The organism is Chryseobacterium sp. CH25, assembly GCF_004119455.1.
Lineage (GTDB): Bacteria > Bacteroidota > Bacteroidia > Flavobacteriales > Weeksellaceae > Chryseobacterium.
The window spans coordinates 416,195-433,808 of sequence record NZ_NRQT01000001.1; the positions used below are offsets into that span (position 1 = coordinate 416,195).

Annotated in this window: 19 protein-coding genes; 13 read left to right on the plus strand and 6 right to left on the minus strand. The window is 36.0% G+C overall.

What is annotated here, in order from left to right; all coding sequences use genetic code 11:
• Positions 1-4: 4 nt before the first annotated feature.
• Positions 5-439, plus strand: coding sequence for a hypothetical protein (locus tag BOQ64_RS01825; RefSeq protein WP_129056545.1), 435 nt, complete (start codon positions 5-7; stop codon positions 437-439).
• A 98-nt stretch (positions 440-537) separates the two neighbouring features.
• Here BOQ64_RS01825 and BOQ64_RS01830 read toward each other — a convergent pair whose 3' ends face one another.
• Both BOQ64_RS01830 and BOQ64_RS01835 read right to left on the minus strand, forming a co-directional pair.
• Positions 538-951 (minus strand): hypothetical protein, encoded by a 414-nt coding sequence (locus tag BOQ64_RS01830; protein ID WP_228448067.1) that lies wholly within the window; start codon positions 949-951, stop codon positions 538-540.
• A 651-nt stretch (positions 952-1,602) separates the two neighbouring features.
• Positions 1,603-3,051 (minus strand): tetratricopeptide repeat protein, encoded by a 1,449-nt coding sequence (locus BOQ64_RS01835; protein WP_129056543.1) that lies wholly within the window; start codon positions 3,049-3,051, stop codon positions 1,603-1,605.
• 272 nt (positions 3,052-3,323) lie between these two features.
• On the opposite strand from BOQ64_RS01835, the gene BOQ64_RS01840 reads away from it, so the two are divergent.
• From BOQ64_RS01840 to BOQ64_RS01870, 7 genes are all read left to right on the plus strand, one after another.
• Complete coding sequence (locus BOQ64_RS01840; RefSeq protein WP_129056541.1) at positions 3,324-3,923, plus strand: Crp/Fnr family transcriptional regulator; 600 nt, start codon at positions 3,324-3,326, stop codon at positions 3,921-3,923.
• A 65-nt stretch (positions 3,924-3,988) separates the two neighbouring features.
• Positions 3,989-4,609: a hypothetical protein gene (locus BOQ64_RS01845; RefSeq protein WP_129056539.1), complete on the plus strand. Its 621-nt coding sequence runs from the start codon at positions 3,989-3,991 to the stop codon at positions 4,607-4,609.
• Between the two features lie 11 nt (positions 4,610-4,620).
• On the plus strand, positions 4,621-5,022 hold the full coding sequence (locus BOQ64_RS01850; RefSeq protein WP_129056537.1) for a DoxX family protein: 402 nt from the start codon (positions 4,621-4,623) through the stop codon (positions 5,020-5,022).
• Positions 5,023-5,361: 339 nt separating this feature from the next.
• Positions 5,362-6,270 (plus strand): DUF6268 family outer membrane beta-barrel protein, encoded by a 909-nt coding sequence (locus BOQ64_RS01855; protein WP_129056535.1) that lies wholly within the window; start codon positions 5,362-5,364, stop codon positions 6,268-6,270.
• 34 nt (positions 6,271-6,304) lie between these two features.
• On the plus strand, positions 6,305-7,372 hold the full coding sequence (locus tag BOQ64_RS01860; RefSeq protein ID WP_129056533.1) for a sensor histidine kinase: 1,068 nt from the start codon (positions 6,305-6,307) through the stop codon (positions 7,370-7,372).
• On the plus strand, positions 7,369-8,124 hold the full coding sequence (locus BOQ64_RS01865) for a LytR/AlgR family response regulator transcription factor (protein ID WP_129056531.1): 756 nt from the start codon (positions 7,369-7,371) through the stop codon (positions 8,122-8,124). The genes BOQ64_RS01860 and BOQ64_RS01865 overlap by 4 nt, the downstream gene beginning before the upstream one ends.
• A 323-nt stretch (positions 8,125-8,447) precedes the next feature.
• Complete coding sequence (locus BOQ64_RS01870) at positions 8,448-9,356, plus strand: PhzF family isomerase (protein WP_185147053.1); 909 nt, start codon at positions 8,448-8,450, stop codon at positions 9,354-9,356.
• Between the two features lie 3 nt (positions 9,357-9,359).
• On the opposite strand, the gene BOQ64_RS01875 is transcribed toward BOQ64_RS01870, so the two are convergent.
• Entirely contained in the window at positions 9,360-10,226 is an 867-nt protein-coding gene (locus tag BOQ64_RS01875; protein ID WP_129056529.1) for a helix-turn-helix domain-containing protein, read from the minus strand.
• Positions 10,227-10,565: 339 nt separating this feature from the next.
• Here BOQ64_RS01875 and moaA point away from each other — a divergent pair, with 339 nt between their 5' ends.
• From moaA to BOQ64_RS01900, 5 genes are all read left to right on the plus strand, one after another.
• Entirely contained in the window at positions 10,566-11,555 is a 990-nt protein-coding gene (gene moaA, locus BOQ64_RS01880) for a GTP 3',8-cyclase MoaA (RefSeq protein ID WP_129056527.1), read from the plus strand.
• A 2-nt stretch (positions 11,556-11,557) separates the two neighbouring features.
• A complete protein-coding gene (locus tag BOQ64_RS01885) occupies positions 11,558-12,760 on the plus strand; it encodes a molybdopterin molybdotransferase MoeA (protein WP_129056525.1) in 1,203 nt (400 codons plus the stop codon).
• Between the two features lie 114 nt (positions 12,761-12,874).
• Entirely contained in the window at positions 12,875-13,351 is a 477-nt protein-coding gene (gene moaC / locus BOQ64_RS01890) for a cyclic pyranopterin monophosphate synthase MoaC (protein WP_129056523.1), read from the plus strand.
• Positions 13,332-13,937, plus strand: coding sequence for an NTP transferase domain-containing protein (locus tag BOQ64_RS01895; RefSeq protein WP_129056521.1), 606 nt, complete (start codon positions 13,332-13,334; stop codon positions 13,935-13,937). The genes moaC and BOQ64_RS01895 overlap by 20 nt, the downstream gene beginning before the upstream one ends.
• Positions 13,938-14,273: 336 nt before the next feature.
• A complete protein-coding gene (locus tag BOQ64_RS01900) occupies positions 14,274-15,314 on the plus strand; it encodes a HesA/MoeB/ThiF family protein (RefSeq protein WP_129056519.1) in 1,041 nt (346 codons plus the stop codon).
• Between the two features lie 297 nt (positions 15,315-15,611).
• On the opposite strand, the gene BOQ64_RS01905 is transcribed toward BOQ64_RS01900, so the two are convergent.
• The 3 genes from BOQ64_RS01905 to BOQ64_RS01915 are packed head-to-tail and all read right to left on the minus strand — an operon-like array spanning position 15,612 to position 17,601.
• Positions 15,612-16,157, minus strand: coding sequence for a DUF488 family protein (locus BOQ64_RS01905; protein ID WP_129056517.1), 546 nt, complete (start codon positions 16,155-16,157; stop codon positions 15,612-15,614).
• Positions 16,158-16,167: 10 nt separating this feature from the next.
• Positions 16,168-17,085 carry a bestrophin family protein gene (locus tag BOQ64_RS01910; RefSeq protein ID WP_129056514.1) on the minus strand — a complete coding sequence of 306 codons (918 nt, stop codon included), beginning with the start codon at positions 17,083-17,085 and terminating at the stop codon, positions 16,168-16,170.
• Between the two features lie 30 nt (positions 17,086-17,115).
• Complete coding sequence (locus BOQ64_RS01915) at positions 17,116-17,601, minus strand: molybdopterin-dependent oxidoreductase (protein WP_129056513.1); 486 nt, start codon at positions 17,599-17,601, stop codon at positions 17,116-17,118.
• Positions 17,602-17,614: the final 13 nt, after the last annotated feature.

Consider the following 17,614-nt stretch of genomic DNA (forward strand, 5'->3'; position numbering starts at 1 on the left):
GGATATGAAATCTCTCAATTTTACAATACTATTGGCTATAGGGTTTTCATGTACAGCCTGTGCCCAGAATACGGTTAAGGAAAAACAAAAAATAACACCAACTTCAAAAAAACAATTAGCAATGGATCTATCAAAAATAACAGACCCTCAGGTAAAACAAGCCATAGAAGCCCTTCAGACAGGAGATAAAAGCTGGTACAGTTTCTTTACTGAAATCCCAGTCATGACTGATGATGGTAATAAGGTTGATTTTAAATCTTTTTTCGCCAGCGCACTCGGCAAAGAGATGTTCCTCACCATAGACCGTGTTGAAAATGATGGTAAAAATATCCACGGGAACTTTAAAGCCGGACAATGGGGAACGTTTCCTGTATTCTTCAAATTTCATAAGAATGCGGAAGGAAAGTTTGACCGGCTGGACATTGGGCAGGATAAATAAAGGAATTTTCAAAGTATAAAAGGCTGCCTCGCTTTGAGACAGCCTTTAAGCACGTATCTAAAAATCAATTGTGCTTTGCTACTAATGAAGATTGCTTTTTAGCTTTTAAAAACTACTTTGTTAGCTAGTTTTAAGGTATAAGCATTTTTGTTTTTTGTAAGGGTATACTGTCCTTTTTTGTACGTTACTGCTTTTTTAGAAGCAATTTTATCAAGCACAAGGCTTCCATCAGATGAAGGCAGGAATATTTCTGCTTTTTTCGCATCTTCGCTAAGAATTACTGCTGCATTAGAAGTATAAGATTTTTTATTGTCTACTTCTTTCAATTGTATTTTTTCTTCAAAAATTCTTACACAGTCATTTTTAAGTACTGAGAATGTATATCCTGCAGATCCTTTACAACCATGTTTATCTTTGTCTGAACCGGCTCCTTTTGGGCTAAGTTGAGCTGAAACTCCTGAAGCGAACGCTACAACTGCCATTGCTGTAATAAATTGTTTTACATTTTTCATATATGTTTATTTAATTAAATGAATTTACTTCTTTTTTCTCACATTTTTTTCTGTTGCTCATTAAATTTACCTTATAATTTATCAACAGTTTTTTCTTAATTTCTTCATCATAAAGAGGGGCCGCTCTTTGTGTTTTCAGAATCTTTATTATGTTTTAAGGTATTTATTTTTTGCCCCTCTTTTGGTTTTGCAAATTTTAAAAACTTCTTCAAAAAAACCACAATTTTATCATACTACATTTATACCACATTTGCTGTTTCTCCCCTAAGTAAGGGCATTTATCGACAAATATCTATAAAATCAAACACTAAATAGCTGCAGTTGTTTTAATCTTACAGTCAATAATCACTATCATAAAATATACTTTAAAAGATAAAACAGAGATAACAGAAGCAAAATCAATTCACAAAAAAAGAGATTACTTCAATTATTATCAGTAATCTCTCAACACTAAGATTTTTGGATCTCCCCGTCACTATCAATGAAAATACAGTAAATAAGAGGTGATTGTATATACGAAGTAATTAATTCCAGAACGGAAACAAGAATTTCCATCGATATTCAAATACAACAGCTATTTGCTTTACAACGGTTTAGAAATAAGAAAAACTACCTTTTCAAGATAGCCTTTTCCTATATTTAGCTTTGTATTTATAAAGAATCAAAGAAAATAAACAGTTCCTGTTCAGTAGGAACATTCAATTTTTTTCGCAATCTGTGCTTTTTCTGCTGTACAGATTTATGTTGGATAAAGGTGTATTCTGCAATTTCTTTTGAGGTGAAATTCAGTTTTATCATGGCACAAAATGTCATTTCTGATGCACCAAGTCTTGGGTTGATTTCCAGGAGTCTCGGACAAAACTCCGGATAGATTTCCTGAAATCTCGTCAAAAAGGTAGAATCATTCTTCTTGGCTAATCCTACTAACTCATCAAAAGAATCATTAATTCTGTTTTTCAGAGAAATTGCTTCACTTTTAAGTTCATTTTTCCTCTGTCTTAGCGCTCTGTTGTGTCTGTAGAGTATAAGAAATATAACCAGTGACAGAATAACTATAAAGCCTATATAAAGATAAATCTTCCTCTGAAAACCGTTAGATTCTTCGTCTTTATCACTCAGCATATGGTCTATTGAAATATTGATGGCTTCATTCTGAATGTTTTCCAGCGCAGTTTTTTCCTCAGTATATTTTTGCATGGCTTCTTCTTCCTTCTGAGGTTCATTCAGCATTTTATACGTTTTGGCGATAGATTCATAAACTCCGGGAATATTATATAACCTGTTGGTTTTACTGTAGTAATCCAGTGCTTTAGTGTAATATCCCAATGCTGTTTTATAATCTTCAAGAGCAAAGTAATAGTCTCCATAGGTAAGATACACAAATCCACTCTGAACATTTACCTTACCGGTATTAACAATTTTATCGGAAGCTTTCTGAAGATAGATCAGTGCAGAATCTTTTCTTTTGGTGTACATCAAATGATGTTTGGCTAAAAGGGTATTCAGCAAAACTCCCTGTCCGTCAATTCTTTTACCTTTCTGTAAATAAATGTATGCTGAATCTGCCTTATTTGCTTTATACAGGAAATCAGCCCTGTTGGCGTAAAGCCTGTACAGATAAAACTTTTGTTTGTCCTGATCTGAAATACCTTTGAGATAATAGAGTCCTTTGGCATTCAAATCCAAAGCACTTTTATAAAGTCCTATTACCCCATTCAGCTGAGCATGTTCCTGATACAATCTTGCTTTTAAAACAGGGCTGTTGACCTTCTTAAGTTCTTTTTCAGCAAGGGAAAGATAAGACAGTCCTCTTTTATAATTTCCTATGGTTGCTGAAATATTGGAAATATTGATATAACAAAGGATGATTCCTTCCTTATAATTCTTTTCTTCTGCCAGATTCAGGTAGTCTTTATTCAGCCGTACAAGGTTTTCATAATCTCCCTGAATACGAAGCGATTCTGTTTTTTTCAAAAGAATACTGTCAAACCTTTGATGAGAAAACGCACCCTGGCCATAGGCTGATCCGGCACAGCAAAGCAGCAATAAAAAGAAAAGGCTGTATGAATAAAATATTCTGTTTAATTGAGGAGGGAACATGTTTTTAGTTATTTAAGGATAATCATTGTTAAATTTTAATCATTAGCAATTTCAATATAAACATCTGATTGCTAACAAACTCCATTCATTTCAGGTTTTGCTATTGCATTACAAATAGTATTCCATTTCTATTGGAGTATTCTTCTTTAATATGAAAAAGGATCCTATGTATTTCCATATAAACCATTCTTTACAATTGCCATATTATTTCCGTAAATTTGGACATTATCTGCCTGTCAGTACGCAAAAACAGGCGATTTTACAACTTCATTATGGATACGGATATTATTATTTCGCAGCTGACGGAGCATTTTCAGGAAATTGTGCCTTTAAAAAAGGAAGAAATTACCCTTGTAACTGAAAAACTGGAGTTTATTCAGCTTAAAAAGAAAGACTATCTGCTTCGCGAAGGACAGGTTTCAAGGCATATGCGCTTTATTGCTCAGGGAAGTCTGTATTCATATCACATTGATGAAAAAGGAAAAGAAAACATCACCCAGCTTGGTATTGAAAACTGGTGGATTAATGATCTTTACAGTTATCTGAGTGAGCTTCCTTCAAGAATGTTTATCCAGGCTAATGAAGATGCCACAATTGTTCAGATCAGTAAAACGAATCTTGAACTTTTATATAAAGAAATTCCAGCCATCTCTGAATTCTGGCGACTGAAAATGCAGTCTGCCTATGTTACGCTGCAGGAAAGAACGTTTGAGCATTCAAGAGTGGATGCCTATACTAAATACAGAAATTTTGTAACAGCTTACCGCAATATCGAACAGCGTTTTCCTCAATATATGATTGCTTCCTACCTGGGAATCACCGTAGAATATCTGAGCTATTTAAGAAAAAAACACCTGTCTGACGTTTCTTAAGATATCTTAAGTTTATTCCGTCCGCGCCTGAATAATTTTGCTCTCAGAAATTTAATGAGTGCAATATGAAGGCAAAAATTATCGCCATAGCAGCTCTTGCATCAGTCTCTTTAAGTCTGAATGCACAGAAGCTAAACTTTACTCCGGATCTTGTTTTAGGACATCGCTCCTATACCTATATGCATAATGTCAATTATTATTTTAATGATCGGCTAAAGCTCAATAATCTTACTTTATTTGATACAGAATATACCAAAGACAAAGAAAATATATTCTTTATACGAAATACCCTTGCTTACAATCTTACCAAAAGATTCAGCATCAATGCTGCATTCGGGATGAAAAACCCGGGAGCATTCTTCAGTGCTTATGTACAATACAGGATTGCAAAACCTACTTATTCCCTTTCCTACTCTATTGGAACCACCTATCAGAAAGGGTTTTCTCTTGAACAGTCTGTGTCATTTGAATATACTCCTTATCTGAGAGAAAACCTACAAGGTTATTTCAGTGTGTTAGCGATTGGAAATATTGATGACAGTGGCTATCCGAGAGGCTTACAGTTTATCCGCCTGGGAGTAAAACAGGACAAAATAATGTATGGAGTGGCATCCAACTTTGACCAGTTCAACAACGCAAAAAAGACGCTTGAAAACGTTGGGGCATTTGTAAAATATAACTTTTAAATAATAATATAATGAAAAAGAACATTGATTTAGGACTATTAATCAGTAGAATCGCCATTGGTTTTCCTATGTTAGTATATGGAGTGAACAAGTTGATTCACGGAATTGGATTTATTGAGGATATGCTCACCATGCACGGTTTGCCTTCCTTCTTTGGATATGGAGTATTTGCTGGTGAACTTATCGCCCCAATTATGCTGATGATAGGCTTCAGAACACGTTTGGCAGGTTTAATTTTTGCTGTAAACTGCTTTACTGCAACGGTTTTGGCTCAGACGGCTAATATTTTTAAGCTTAATGACTTTGGAGGCTGGGCTTTGGAATTACTGGTGATCTATATGTTGGTGGGAATTAGCTTTTTCTTTGCAGGAGCTGGGAAATATGCGGTTTCTACAGCTAATAAGTGGGATTAAATATTTTATTGGAAAACGCTAAGACGCTATTTTTTTCTTCCTTTCAACACGTTTTAAGGCGCGAGGATTTTATCTCCGATAAAATTTAGTACCGCTTATTTTGGCCACGAATGCACGAATGATTTTATTAGTGCATTCGTGGCATTTTCAGTCTTATTTTGAGTCCTCAATTTCGTGGAAAAACGATTTAAAAGTGGATTTTCATTTTCACAAGCTAAAATTCATCTCAAAAATAGTGTATTTCATCTATCCTATTCTATAATACATCTTTTAACACCTTGAACAACAATATTTTGAATAAATATTAAAGTTTCTTTGTGATGTCAAAAAAAGAAAATAATGAGAAAAAAATGGATGATCATTGCTGCGTTCACACAGGCAGCTTATGCTTTTGCACAAATTGAACTGAGATCTGAATATCTGCCTCAGCAAAAGTACATCAATGATAACGGCGACAAAACAGAGGGGAAAAGTTCAGTGCTCACCACTACTTTTACAGCAACAATTCCTGTAAGTGTAAAACCTTCAAACTACCAACAGCCTTCCATATGGGCAGCAACACTTAATGCTTCCTATACTTCATTCAGTAATAAGGGAGTGGCAGCTGAAGCTTTATCTAAAGAAATGGCTTCTGCAGATCTTGGAGTAATGTATATGACCCCATTAAACGAAAAACTTATGTTCATTGGTGGAGCATCCGCAGGAGTCTACTCTACCCATACCGATCTGAAAAAGTTAGATATGGATCACCTTGTGGTTAATGTTTATTCCTCTTTTATATGGCAGCTTCGTCCTAAAATAAAACTTGGGGTTGCTCTTGTAGCCAATAATGCTTTTGACAAGCCAATGCTTATTCCATTCCCTTACTTCCAGTACCACAGTGAAAAAGCCCGCGGAATGGAATATCATGCTGAATTGAGCTATACTCCCAAATTTTCTGTAGGGTACAGATTTAATGAAGCATTTGCGCTGCGCATTGTTAACCGTCCCAAGTTTTTCTTTTCTCTTGCTAAGATTGACAGCCAAAAGAAATACTTTGATCATCATTATGTAAGTTTAGGAATGGAACCTGAATATAGTTTCAATAACTGGACTGTAAGTGGTACATTTGGTGCTAACTTTGGACGTACAGACCGTTACCGAGACAGAGAACCTTCTAGTTTTCTTAAATGGGGAAATGCAACTTTTGACCCTTCATTCTATATTTCTGCCGGGATAAAATATAACTTTGCAAAAAGGCGCAAATAAGAAATACCAACCTATTTTATAAACAGAACTTCATATGGATCTTTCTGAAATTTTCCCGAATCAGGAAAAGAAAACCAAAAGATATGTGCTTCCATTCTATTACTTTTTGGTCACTACCTTATACACCATATACCAAATCATTTTCTTCAATACCATTCTGAAGAGCAGCATTTTGTCAAAAAGCAGCTTATGGGATAATTTCCTGCTTCAGTTTGCCATCTTCTATCCTATTGTGCTGGTTATGACTTTTCTGGATTATCTTTTGATTAAATTCATTAATGAGATTACTCCTCTACACAACAGTTTATATAGACATGCTTCCGCTTTGTTTGTAAGTAATATCCTGTTATGTGCTCTTCTCTACATCATCTTCAGCTTTACAGTGACAGAGGTAATGGATATCGGAATCCGACAGTCACTTTCTTATAAAACCAGTCTTATTCTCAATATTACAGCCAATTTACCCATCCTTCTGGTCATTGATCTACTCTTCTACTTTCAGGCGGAACGTAAAGCCATTAAAGCTACTGAGAAAGCGAAACGGGATATGCTGATGTATCAGTATAATGCATTAAGAGCGCAGGTAAATCCACATTTCCTGTTCAACTCTCTGAATGTATTATCTTCTCTGATCTATGAAAATCAGGAACAGGCCAATAAATATACTAAAGCATTATCACAGGTCTACAGACAGGTCTTATCCGTAAGTAAAAAACCACTTAATACATTACAAGAGGAAATGCATTTCTTCCGGCAATATCTGTTTCTGATGGAAATAAGATTTGAAAATGGCTTTAAAATAGAGATTGAACCTACTGAACAATGGGAACACCGGAAATTGGTGGCCTTCAGCTTTCAGCTTCTTCTGGAAAATGCTTTTAAACATAATGTAAGTTCTGCTGCCAATCCTTTATTAATCTACATTTCTGTGGATGAAAGTGGAATATCTTTCAGAAATAGAATATTTTTACGAAATGATATCACTAAAGGAGAAGGAATTGGGTTGTCTTTTCTGAATACACAATACGACCGTTATCATACAAAACTCAGAATAATAGAAGAACAGAATGATTTTATTGTCAAAATACCTTTCGTAGAATGAAAAAATATTTAATTGTTGAGGATGAACGTCTTGCTTTTTCTGAACTGAAACGAATGGTAGACCACCTTAGGCCAGATTATCAGTTATTGGGAAGAACAGAAAGTGTATTAGAATCTGTTGAATTTCTACAGGAACATAAACCTGATTTTATTTTGATGGATATCAGTCTATCAGATGGCAGCTGTTTTGAAATTTTCAATCCTATTAAGGTAGAGGTTCCTATTATTTTTACAACCGCTTATGATGAATATGCCATACAGGCTTTTAAAGTCAACAGCATAGACTATCTTTTGAAACCTATTTCTGAAGAGGATCTGGAACGTGCCCTTATCAAGCTTGAAGATCTTCATTTTGACAGAGAACAAAAAGAAATAGGCATCCGGATGGTAGAGTCTTCCCTTATGAAAAAGGTAAAAAACAGGTTTCTTGTTCATTCCCGTGACGGATACCTCTACGTAGAATCCAGAAACATTGCCTACTTCTACAGCGAAGAAAAAGTAGTCATGCTGCATACATTTGATAACAAAAGATATATCATTAATTACACTCTGGATCAGTTGGAAGGTCAACTTACAGAAGATGTGTTTTTCAGGGTTTCCCGGAACTGTATTGCCAATATTAAAGCGATTAAAGGAATAAAAAAGGTTGTTAACAGCAGGCTGGCAATTGAATTTGAGCCAGAGTGTCCCCATGAAATTGTTGTGAGCCGCGTAAGGGTTCAGAACTTCCTTGAATGGCTGAATGATGATTAAATAAATGCCACGAATGCACGGATATTTTTAATGTTTATTTGCTGATTTTTTCTCTTTAGTCATAGAACTTATTCGTGCATTCGTGCCGATTAATATGCTCTCGCAGATTTCGCTGGTTTTCTACAAACACTTTGTATATACGCCATTCAATTTTATCGCAGATAAAATCCTTGCGCCTTAAAAACACAAAGCAAATAAATAACTTGCGTCTTAGCGTTTTCCAACAAAACTTCTATGCATTTAGATTTTATTCCTGCTTTAGTAGGCAAAAACAAACAATATCATTTCATTTATACTTATCTTTATGATGAATTTAATAAGTTATGATGAAGGAAGTAATCGTGTATCAAATTGATTCTTTTACAAAAGAAAAATTCAAAGGAAATCCTGCTGGTGTAGTACTCAATGCTGAAATCCTGACAGCTGAGGAAATGCAGCTCATTGCAAGGGAACTCAATAATTCGGAAACAGCATTTGTGTTAAAACCTAACCAGAATGATAATTTTGATTACCATGTACGTTACTTCACCCCCACTACTGAAGTTCCTATTTGTGGACATGCTACTATTGGAGCTCTTTATGCGGTAGCTATGGAAAACCAACTAGACTCCTGTACCATTAACATCAATACACAGGTTGGCATTTTACCCATCAATATTCTAAAAGAAGAGAATGACTATCAGATTACAATGACTCAGGGAAGTTTTAGCCTGGAACCAGCTTTTGAATCATCAATAAAACAAAAAATTGTAGATGCCTTAGGCTTAAAAATTTGGGATCTGAATGAGAAATGTCCAGTACAGATTGCATCTACAGAACATTCTAAAGTAATGATCGGCATTAACAGCAGAACATTACTTAATCATCTGAATCCTGATTTTACTGCTTTAGCCAATCTCAGCGAAACAATTAGCTGTAATGGTTATTTTGTATTTACATTTGATTCTGATGATAAAGATGTTTTAACCTATGGAAGAATGTTTGCTCCTGCTATCGGTATTCAGGAAGATCCTGTTACCGGGAATGCCAGTGGACCTTTGGGTGGTTATCTTGTTCAGAACAGAATTGTAGAAACTTCTGATGGAACTTTTGAATTTATCGGCAGGCAAGGAGAAACTATCAATAGAATTGGACAGATGAAAGTTGAAGTGACTGTAAAAAATCACAACCCTGAAATCATCAGAATTACAGGAAATGCGGTTCATATATTCCGTACTGTAATGTCTGTTTGATGCTTATTCGGAATCCGGCTTAGCTTCCTGCAGTTTTTTTCTGTAATTTTTCGGAGTAGATCCGGTTTTTACTCTGAACAAATAAGAAAAGTGGGAGAAGTTCTGAAATCCAAGTTCAAAAGCAATTTCTTTAATGGATTTATCTGAACTGTGGAGCAGATTTTTAGCTTCAAGAATAATTCTTTCTTTGATAAACTCAAGCGGTGAAATTTTATACTGTTTTCTGCAGATTACTCCCAGATAATTAGGGGTAATACACAGCTCATCAGCATAAAAAGCTACATTTTTCTGTGTTTTATAATATTTGTCCACCAGCATATGAAAACGGAAAGGAAGATTGTCCGGAGTACTGAGTGCTTTATTCCCGTAAGCATGTTCTACCCAAAGATTGATAATAAGGGCTAAAAGCCTTACCCTTGCGTTGATCAGTTCCGGAAAGACAACATCGGCAGCAATTTCCTTCCTGATAGCATTGAACTCAAGACTAAACCTGTGATAGGTTTCATCATCAGGGGCTATCATTTCGTATTTGCTGTAAGAGGAAAAAGTGAATTTAAGAGTCGGAGAAAAGGTTTTAAGAATTTCATCATTAATAATCAATCTTCTTCCTACTGTACCAGGAGCCAGTTCCCATTTGTATTCTCTTTTGGGAAGATGGATGAATAATTGCTGAGCTTTTAAACTGTATTGATTCAGGCCGGTGGTGCATTTCCCACCATCACATTGATCTAATAAAATAATGGTAAAACAGTTCTCAGGAAAAAAGTTAAGTGAATCCCCACTGATCTCATCCTGAAAAACAACGTCAATTCCTTTGTTAAACACCTCTTCTACTGAATTTTTATTAATCAACTCTTTGTCTATTATCATACCAATCTTTTCAATACTAATTTATGAAAATACCTCATATATTGTTTCTGTAATCCCTTCAATATATTTTTATCTTCTGTTGTTTTTAGCAGCGTGCAAAGATACATTCTTCTTCCCCGTCCGGAAATATCAGAAACCGTGATAAGAATATCATATTTCCATAATCATTTAAGACTGGTCAGGTTTATAAAAACAATAACTTTCACTTCTATCAAGCTATATATCTTACTTTTAAGAGATACAAACCTTTTTTTTCTATCTAATTTTCGATATTTATATTTCTAGTTTATCGTGAAAACAATAAGTATATTTGTGTAAGGTTCTTTTACCTTTACTTATATGTTAACAGACAAATTCGGAAGACATATCAACTATCTAAGGCTGGCCGTTGTGGACAGATGCAATCTCCGATGTACTTACTGCATGCCGGAAAGCGGACTTACATGGATCAAACAGAATGATCTGATGACTGATGAAGAAATGCTCAGAATATGTTCTGTTTTTACAGATCTTGGAGTAGATAAAATCAGAATCACAGGTGGTGAACCGTTTGTCAGAAAAAACTGCATCAGCCTTATTGAAAAAATATCACAGCTTCATGGGCTTACAGATATCAGCCTAACCACCAATGGACTTCTTACCGAACAGTACATCCCACAACTTAAAGCATTTGGAGTAAAATCTGTCAACCTTAGTCTTGATACATTGGATGAGGATCGTTTTTTCAAAATTACCCGTCGTAAAAGCTTTGATAAAGTGATGAAAACGCTCGATAGCTTACTGAAGAATCAGATCAGAGTAAAGATTAATACAGTAGTAATGGATCAGCAGAATATTGAAGATATTATTCCTTTGATTGGACTCACAAAAGACCTTCCGGTGGATGTCCGCTTTATTGAAGAAATGCCTTTCAATGGAAATAATGATGCTGAGGTTGCTCCCAAATGGGATTATCCGCAAATCTATACTCACATCAGAAATCATTTTCCTGAAATAGAAAAAATGGAAGATCCTAAAAGTTCCACCTCTTACAATTATAAAATACCCGGTTTTACAGGAAACATTGGTATTATTGCCGCATATACCCGTTCTTTTTGTGGAGATTGCAACAGAATACGGATCACTCCTTCCGGAATCTTGAGAACCTGTCTGTATGAAGGTGGCGGAATCAATTTAAAAGATCTTATCCGCTCCGGAACAACCGATAACGAATTGAAAAATATCATCATCAACAGCATACATCATAAACCCAAAGACGGATGGGAAGCAGAACAGCAGAGCCTTAACGCATCATCCATTCATCAGTCGATGGCAACAATAGGAGGATAACTATGGAAATGATAACCGTACAACAGGCAGAAGACCTCATCCTTTCCCAAACGAATGATTTCGGAATTGAATATATTGCTTATGACCAAGCATTAGGAAGAGTTTTGGCGGAAGACCTTACCGCAGATCGGGATTTACCACCTTTTGACCGCCCTACCGTAGATGGAATTGCCATTTGCTATGCTGCTTATGAAAAAGGCATTCGTTCCTATCCTATCAAAGCTGTACAGTCTGCGGGAGAACCTTCCGTAGCTACTGATTCGGAAACTGAATGTATAGAAATTATGACCGGAGCAGCTTTAGATCAAACGGTTGATACTGTAATCCGATATGAAGACATTTCCATCAATAATGGGATCGCAAGTATCACCATTGATATTAAAAAAGGACAGAATATTCATCTGAAAGGCAGAGATAAAAAAGTAGGTGAAATTTTGGTACAGGCCAATCAAGTGATCACTCCGGCAATTATTGGCATAGCCTCTTCTATTGGAAAAACCTCTGTTGCAGTAAAGAAATTGCCTAAGATCATCATCATTTCTACAGGAGATGAAATGATAAGCCCGGAATCTATTCCTTCTCCCTACCAATTAAGACGCTCAAATGGAGTTACCATACAGTCTGTTTTAAAAAAATATCATATCGAAGCAGATACTCTTCACCTCAACGATGATTATGAAGAGATCAAAAAAGAAATTTCCCGTTGTATCCATGAATATGACGTGCTGCTAATGAGTGGCGGAGTATCTATGGGAAAATTTGACTATTTACCTCAAGTCTGTGAAGAACTGGGAATTGAAAAGCTTTTTCACAAAATAAAACAAAGACCGGGGAAGCCTTTTTGGTTTGGTAAAAATGATGCACAGAAACTTGTTTTTGCATTTCCGGGAAACCCAGTTTCTGTATTTATGTGTTTACACAGATACTTTATTCCCTGGCTGGAAAAGTCTTTGGAAATATCAGGAAAATCTATTCAGTTTGCGGTATTACAAAACGATATTGAAGTTCCATTTGCTCTCCAATATTTTGTTCAGGTGAAACTGAGTACAAATCAATTGGGGCAGCTCACTGCTGAATCGGTGAATACAAATGGTTCAGGAGATTTTTCTCATCTTGCGGACACGAATGCTTTTATGGAGCTTCCTTTGGAACAGAATAGTTTTAAAAAGGGAGACGTGTACCGAATATGGAAATATAATGATTAAAATAACGTATAAAATGCCACGAATGCACGAATACTATATTGGAATATAACGATATAGATTCCTTTGGAAAATTCGTGGCAAAAAACACCACATCAGTGGTAAAAAAAACAATATATGTCAGAATTTACTCATCTTAATAAGAACGGGCAGCCTGCAATTGTAGATGTTGGTGGAAAAAGTGTTACCAAGAGAAAAGCGGTTGCACAAGCCATCATCTCTTTGCCTGAAAATGTATTGGAAGCTTTACAACAGGACGATTTCAAAACAAAAAAGGGTTCAGTATTCCAAATTGCCATTATTGCAGGAATTATGGGGGCTAAAAAAACAAGTGAACTTATTCCTCTTTGTCATCCTATTGGACTCGATAACTGTAATTTACAGATAGAACTGAATGAGCAAAATGATATTGTCATTGAATGCACTGCCAGCATTGAAGCTAAAACAGGTGTAGAAATGGAAGCTCTTACCGGTGCCTCTGTTGCAGCACTCACTGTTTATGATATGTGTAAAGCATTAAGCCACGATATTGTTATCAAAGAAATTAAATTAATAGAAAAATCAGGTGGAAAAAATGATTTCAAAAGAGTCTAATGTCATTCCTAAAATCAATGGCCTTGTTCTCGCTGGTGGAAAAAGCTTAAGAATGGGAAAGGCTAAAGATCTCCTTCAATGGCATGGAAAGGAACAGCGCTATTTTGCGGCTGATCTTCTGGCTCCGTTTTGTGATAAGGTTTTTATCTCCTGCAGACAGGATCAACTGGAAAATTTTGACCCCAATTATAAAGCTCTTACCGATACCTTCCTGAATATGGGTCCTTTTGGCGGAATTCTTTCTGCATTACGTGCTCAAAGAGATAAAGCATGGCTGGTAGTGGCCTGTGATCTTCCTCTACTCGATCCAAAATCTCTGGAGTTCTTAGTACAGTCAAGAGATCCTGAAAAGGCTGCAACCACTTATGAAAGCCCTTTTGATGGATTACCGGAGCCTTTAATTACGATTTGGGAGCCTAAAAGCTATCCTTTGCTGCTTAACTTTCTGGGAATTGGAAATACCTGTCCGCGTAAGGTTTTAATTAATAGTGATATCCTGATATTAAAACCTGATAATCCGGATGCTTTGATGAATGTGAATACGCCTGAAGATGCAGAAAAAGCACAACAAATCCTGAAAAGCTGATTTTTTACCACATCGACACATAGGCGATTAACAAAAGTAAAAACATCAATTGTCATTGCGAGCAAAGCGAAGCAATCTCAGTTTTAAGACTCTATTATTTTGTTGGAGAACGCAAAGGCGCAAGGTATTTATATGCTAAATGCTTTTAAGGCGCAAAGATTTTATCTGCGATAAAATTGAGTACTGCATAATTGCATAGCCAAGTCATTTTGAAAATCTGCGAAATCTGTGTGATCTGCGAGAATATTTAATCGCCACGAATACATGAATAATTCTAAAAATAAAGGGAATAAATAAGCATTAAAAATTCGTGCATTCGTGGCAAAAAGAATAATTATGAATACATCTTTTGAACGTTATCAATGTCAGATTGCTTTACCAGGATTTGGGACGGCCTCTCAGGAATTGCTAAAAAATGCCAGAGTTCTTATTGTAGGAATGGGCGGACTTGGCTGCCCTACTGCTCAATATCTTGCTTCTTCCGGTATTGGAACTCTTGGTATTGCGGATGATGATACTGTTTCTTTAAGCAATCTCCATCGCCAGATTTTGTACAGTCCTGAGGATGTAGGAGTTTACAAAGTAGATGTTGCGGCTAAAAGATTGGAGCAACAAAATCCTTCTGTTTCTATTATTCCTTATAGGCTAAGAATCACTTCTTCTAATGTTATGGAATTGATCTCAGAATTTGACCTCATCATTGAAGGAACTGATAATTTTGAAACGAAATGCCTGTTGAATGACGCCTGTGTCTTGGCTGGAAAACCTTTAGTGTATGGGGCTATTTACCAACATGAAGGTCAGGTCAGCATCTGGAATGTTTTACAAAAAGATGGTACATATTCTCCAAATTATCGTGATGTTTTCCCAAATGCAGAAGAGTCTCAGGTTCCCAATTGCAGAGAAGGTGGTGTAATTCCAACTTTGGCCGGAATTGTAGGCTGTATGCAGGCTAACGAAGCTATAAAATACCTCATCGGATCTGAAGAAACTTTAGCTGGAAAACTATGGATGATTAATGTAATGAATGGCAAGACTCAGATCATTAAGCTTAGAAAAACTTCTGTTCAAATTACTGATCTTCCACAGACTGTTCAACTTGTGAGTTTTGAAGAATTTAAGCAAAATCAAAACAAATTTGAAGTTATAGACGTGCGAACAAAGGAAGAACATCAACACTTTAATATTGGTGGAAAAAATATTCCATTAAATGAACTGGAAAGCCACTTTCCTTTTATTTCTTCGGTTTTAAGTCCTATCATAATTTACTGTCAATCCGGTAAACGAAGTGTGGATGCGGTGAGAAAAATAAAAAAACAATTTCCAGAGAAGGAAGTGTTTTCTTTGAAAAATGGTATTGGTGAAATACCACGATAGTTTTATTGGCCACGAATGCACGAATAATTTGGGGGTATTAACTGATGCCTGTATTTATTCATATAAAAATTCGTGCAATTAGTATTTAGCAAAAAGAATCAGTGTCATCAGCTTAATCAGCGATAGTTTTTATTTCCCACAGATCTCACAGATTTACACAGATGATTATTTCTGCAGCATTCAATTTTATCGCAGATAAAATCTTTGCGCCTTAAAACATTTAGCATATAAATAACTTGTGCCTTTGCGTTTTCCAACACGAAGATTGCTTTGCTTGCAATGATATAAAGGGATTATTTAATCAAATAAACTGGCATCTGAATAGAAAACCTGTCCGTTACTGATTCTTGCAGGAGCTGTGTAAGGATGCTCTACCGCTTTTCCAATATCCATAATATGTTCCACATCCCATCCTTTTGCTTTTAGATAATCTGAAATCATAGATCGGTGGCAGCTCCACCATACGGCTTCTGAGCACATAAAAGCTGTTGTATTTATCTTTGCAAGGGTTTCAAGTTTTTCAATAGCTTTGGAGAATTCTTCAGTCTGCATATAATCAGCATACCCACGGAAAGATTCATTTTTCCAACGGCTGTTAACTGAATTGGGCTGTACTTTTCTCCTCCCTCCCAATGCTTCAAAATGGATATACTCAATAGCATTTTCCGGTAATACTTTTTCCAGATTTTCTTTACTGAACCACGGATATCTTTTTGAGTCTGCAAACCTCCGAACATCAGCCAAAACTTTAATATTGAATGATTTCAACATCTCAAGAAACTCTTCCAAGGGATGAGTAGAATGTCCAATGGTATAAATAACAGGTTTTCCTAACGATTCCATAAGCTTACCATCAATCTATGATCGTTTGCTGTACTTTTTTAGATGCAGTAATCTCCTCTCCTGCCATTTCATGAATGGTTTCTTCAATCATGACAGACATACTGTTCAAAGCCAGATCATTGGCCTCTGTACCAAATGGCTCTTCAATTTCATCTGCGATTGCTTCAAATGCCACAAATGTATAAGCCACAAACACAACGATAAGCGGAGTAAACCACCTCAGAGAGTCTACTAATCCAAACGGTAAAAGAAAACAGTAAATGTATACGGTACGGTGCAGTAAAACACGGTAACTGTAAGGCAATGGTGTGGAAACGATTCTTTCACATCCACCTAAAATATCAGAAAGTTTATCAAAATTTTCGTCAAAACGCGCCTGTTGAATCGTATCAATACTTCCTTCGTCTTTAGCTTTCTGAACCCATTCTCCCAATAGTCTCATGATAACAGCAGGTTTATACTTTGCTGCAGAAACAATTTTTAGCTGATCTTCACTCAGTCTTTCTTTTAAATCTTCATGAGCATCTGTTCCTCTCAGCTGATGTTTCAGGGCAAAAATAAAGGCTCCTAACAAATTGATAAATTCGGAAGCAGAAACACTGCTGCCTTTTACATTTTTCAGGGTTAAAGCCTGACGGGTTAAAGAACGTGCAGTATTTAATAAAGCTCCCCATAATTTACGCCCTTCCCAGAATCTGTCATAGCTGGCATTATTCTTAAAACCTAAAAATAAGGCCAATACAAAGCCAAATAACGTTAATGGTGCCGGGTTAAGTGGAATTTTAAAGGAAAAAATAACTCCACGAAGATAAACTATCCCTAGCGATAAGATAAAAAGCAAAAAGAGACGTGGCAACAGCCCAGGTAATACTGAACCATGCCAGACAAAAAGCATTTTAAACCAATGTTCCTTTTTCCTTATAATCATACCGTTTTTTGTAAAGCTTTATTTTAAAAATTATTTTTTTATCTGTCCTATTACTAAAGATTCCAATTGATAAGAGCTGCGTGCAGGCTTCTTTTCGCCTTCTGCAACAATACGGAGCGGACCTTTGGATTCTGCCAGAGGTTTTCCGTCCATTGTATCTGCTACAATCACATTTTTATCTGCAATGGAAGCATCCAACTCAGCTAACGAAAACAAAACCTGATAGCCATCTTTACATTTTGCCAACAGATATTTTGATATATTTTCACCGTGAAGCTCTTTTCCTGAGGGTGCTCCAGCCTTTGCAAGAATATCGCGGATGGAAACTCCAGCGTAAATATGAATACTTCCATCTTTATCTTTAAGAGAGGCTTCTTTTCTCGGCATCTTTGATAAATCAGTCAGACTCAGCTCTAAAGGTGTGGGAACTTCCCCATTCACTTTCAATTTGAATCCGGATTGACAAAAGGCCCAACCAGAAAGCAATAGCAGCGCTACAGGCAGTATTTTTTTCATACAACAATATAAG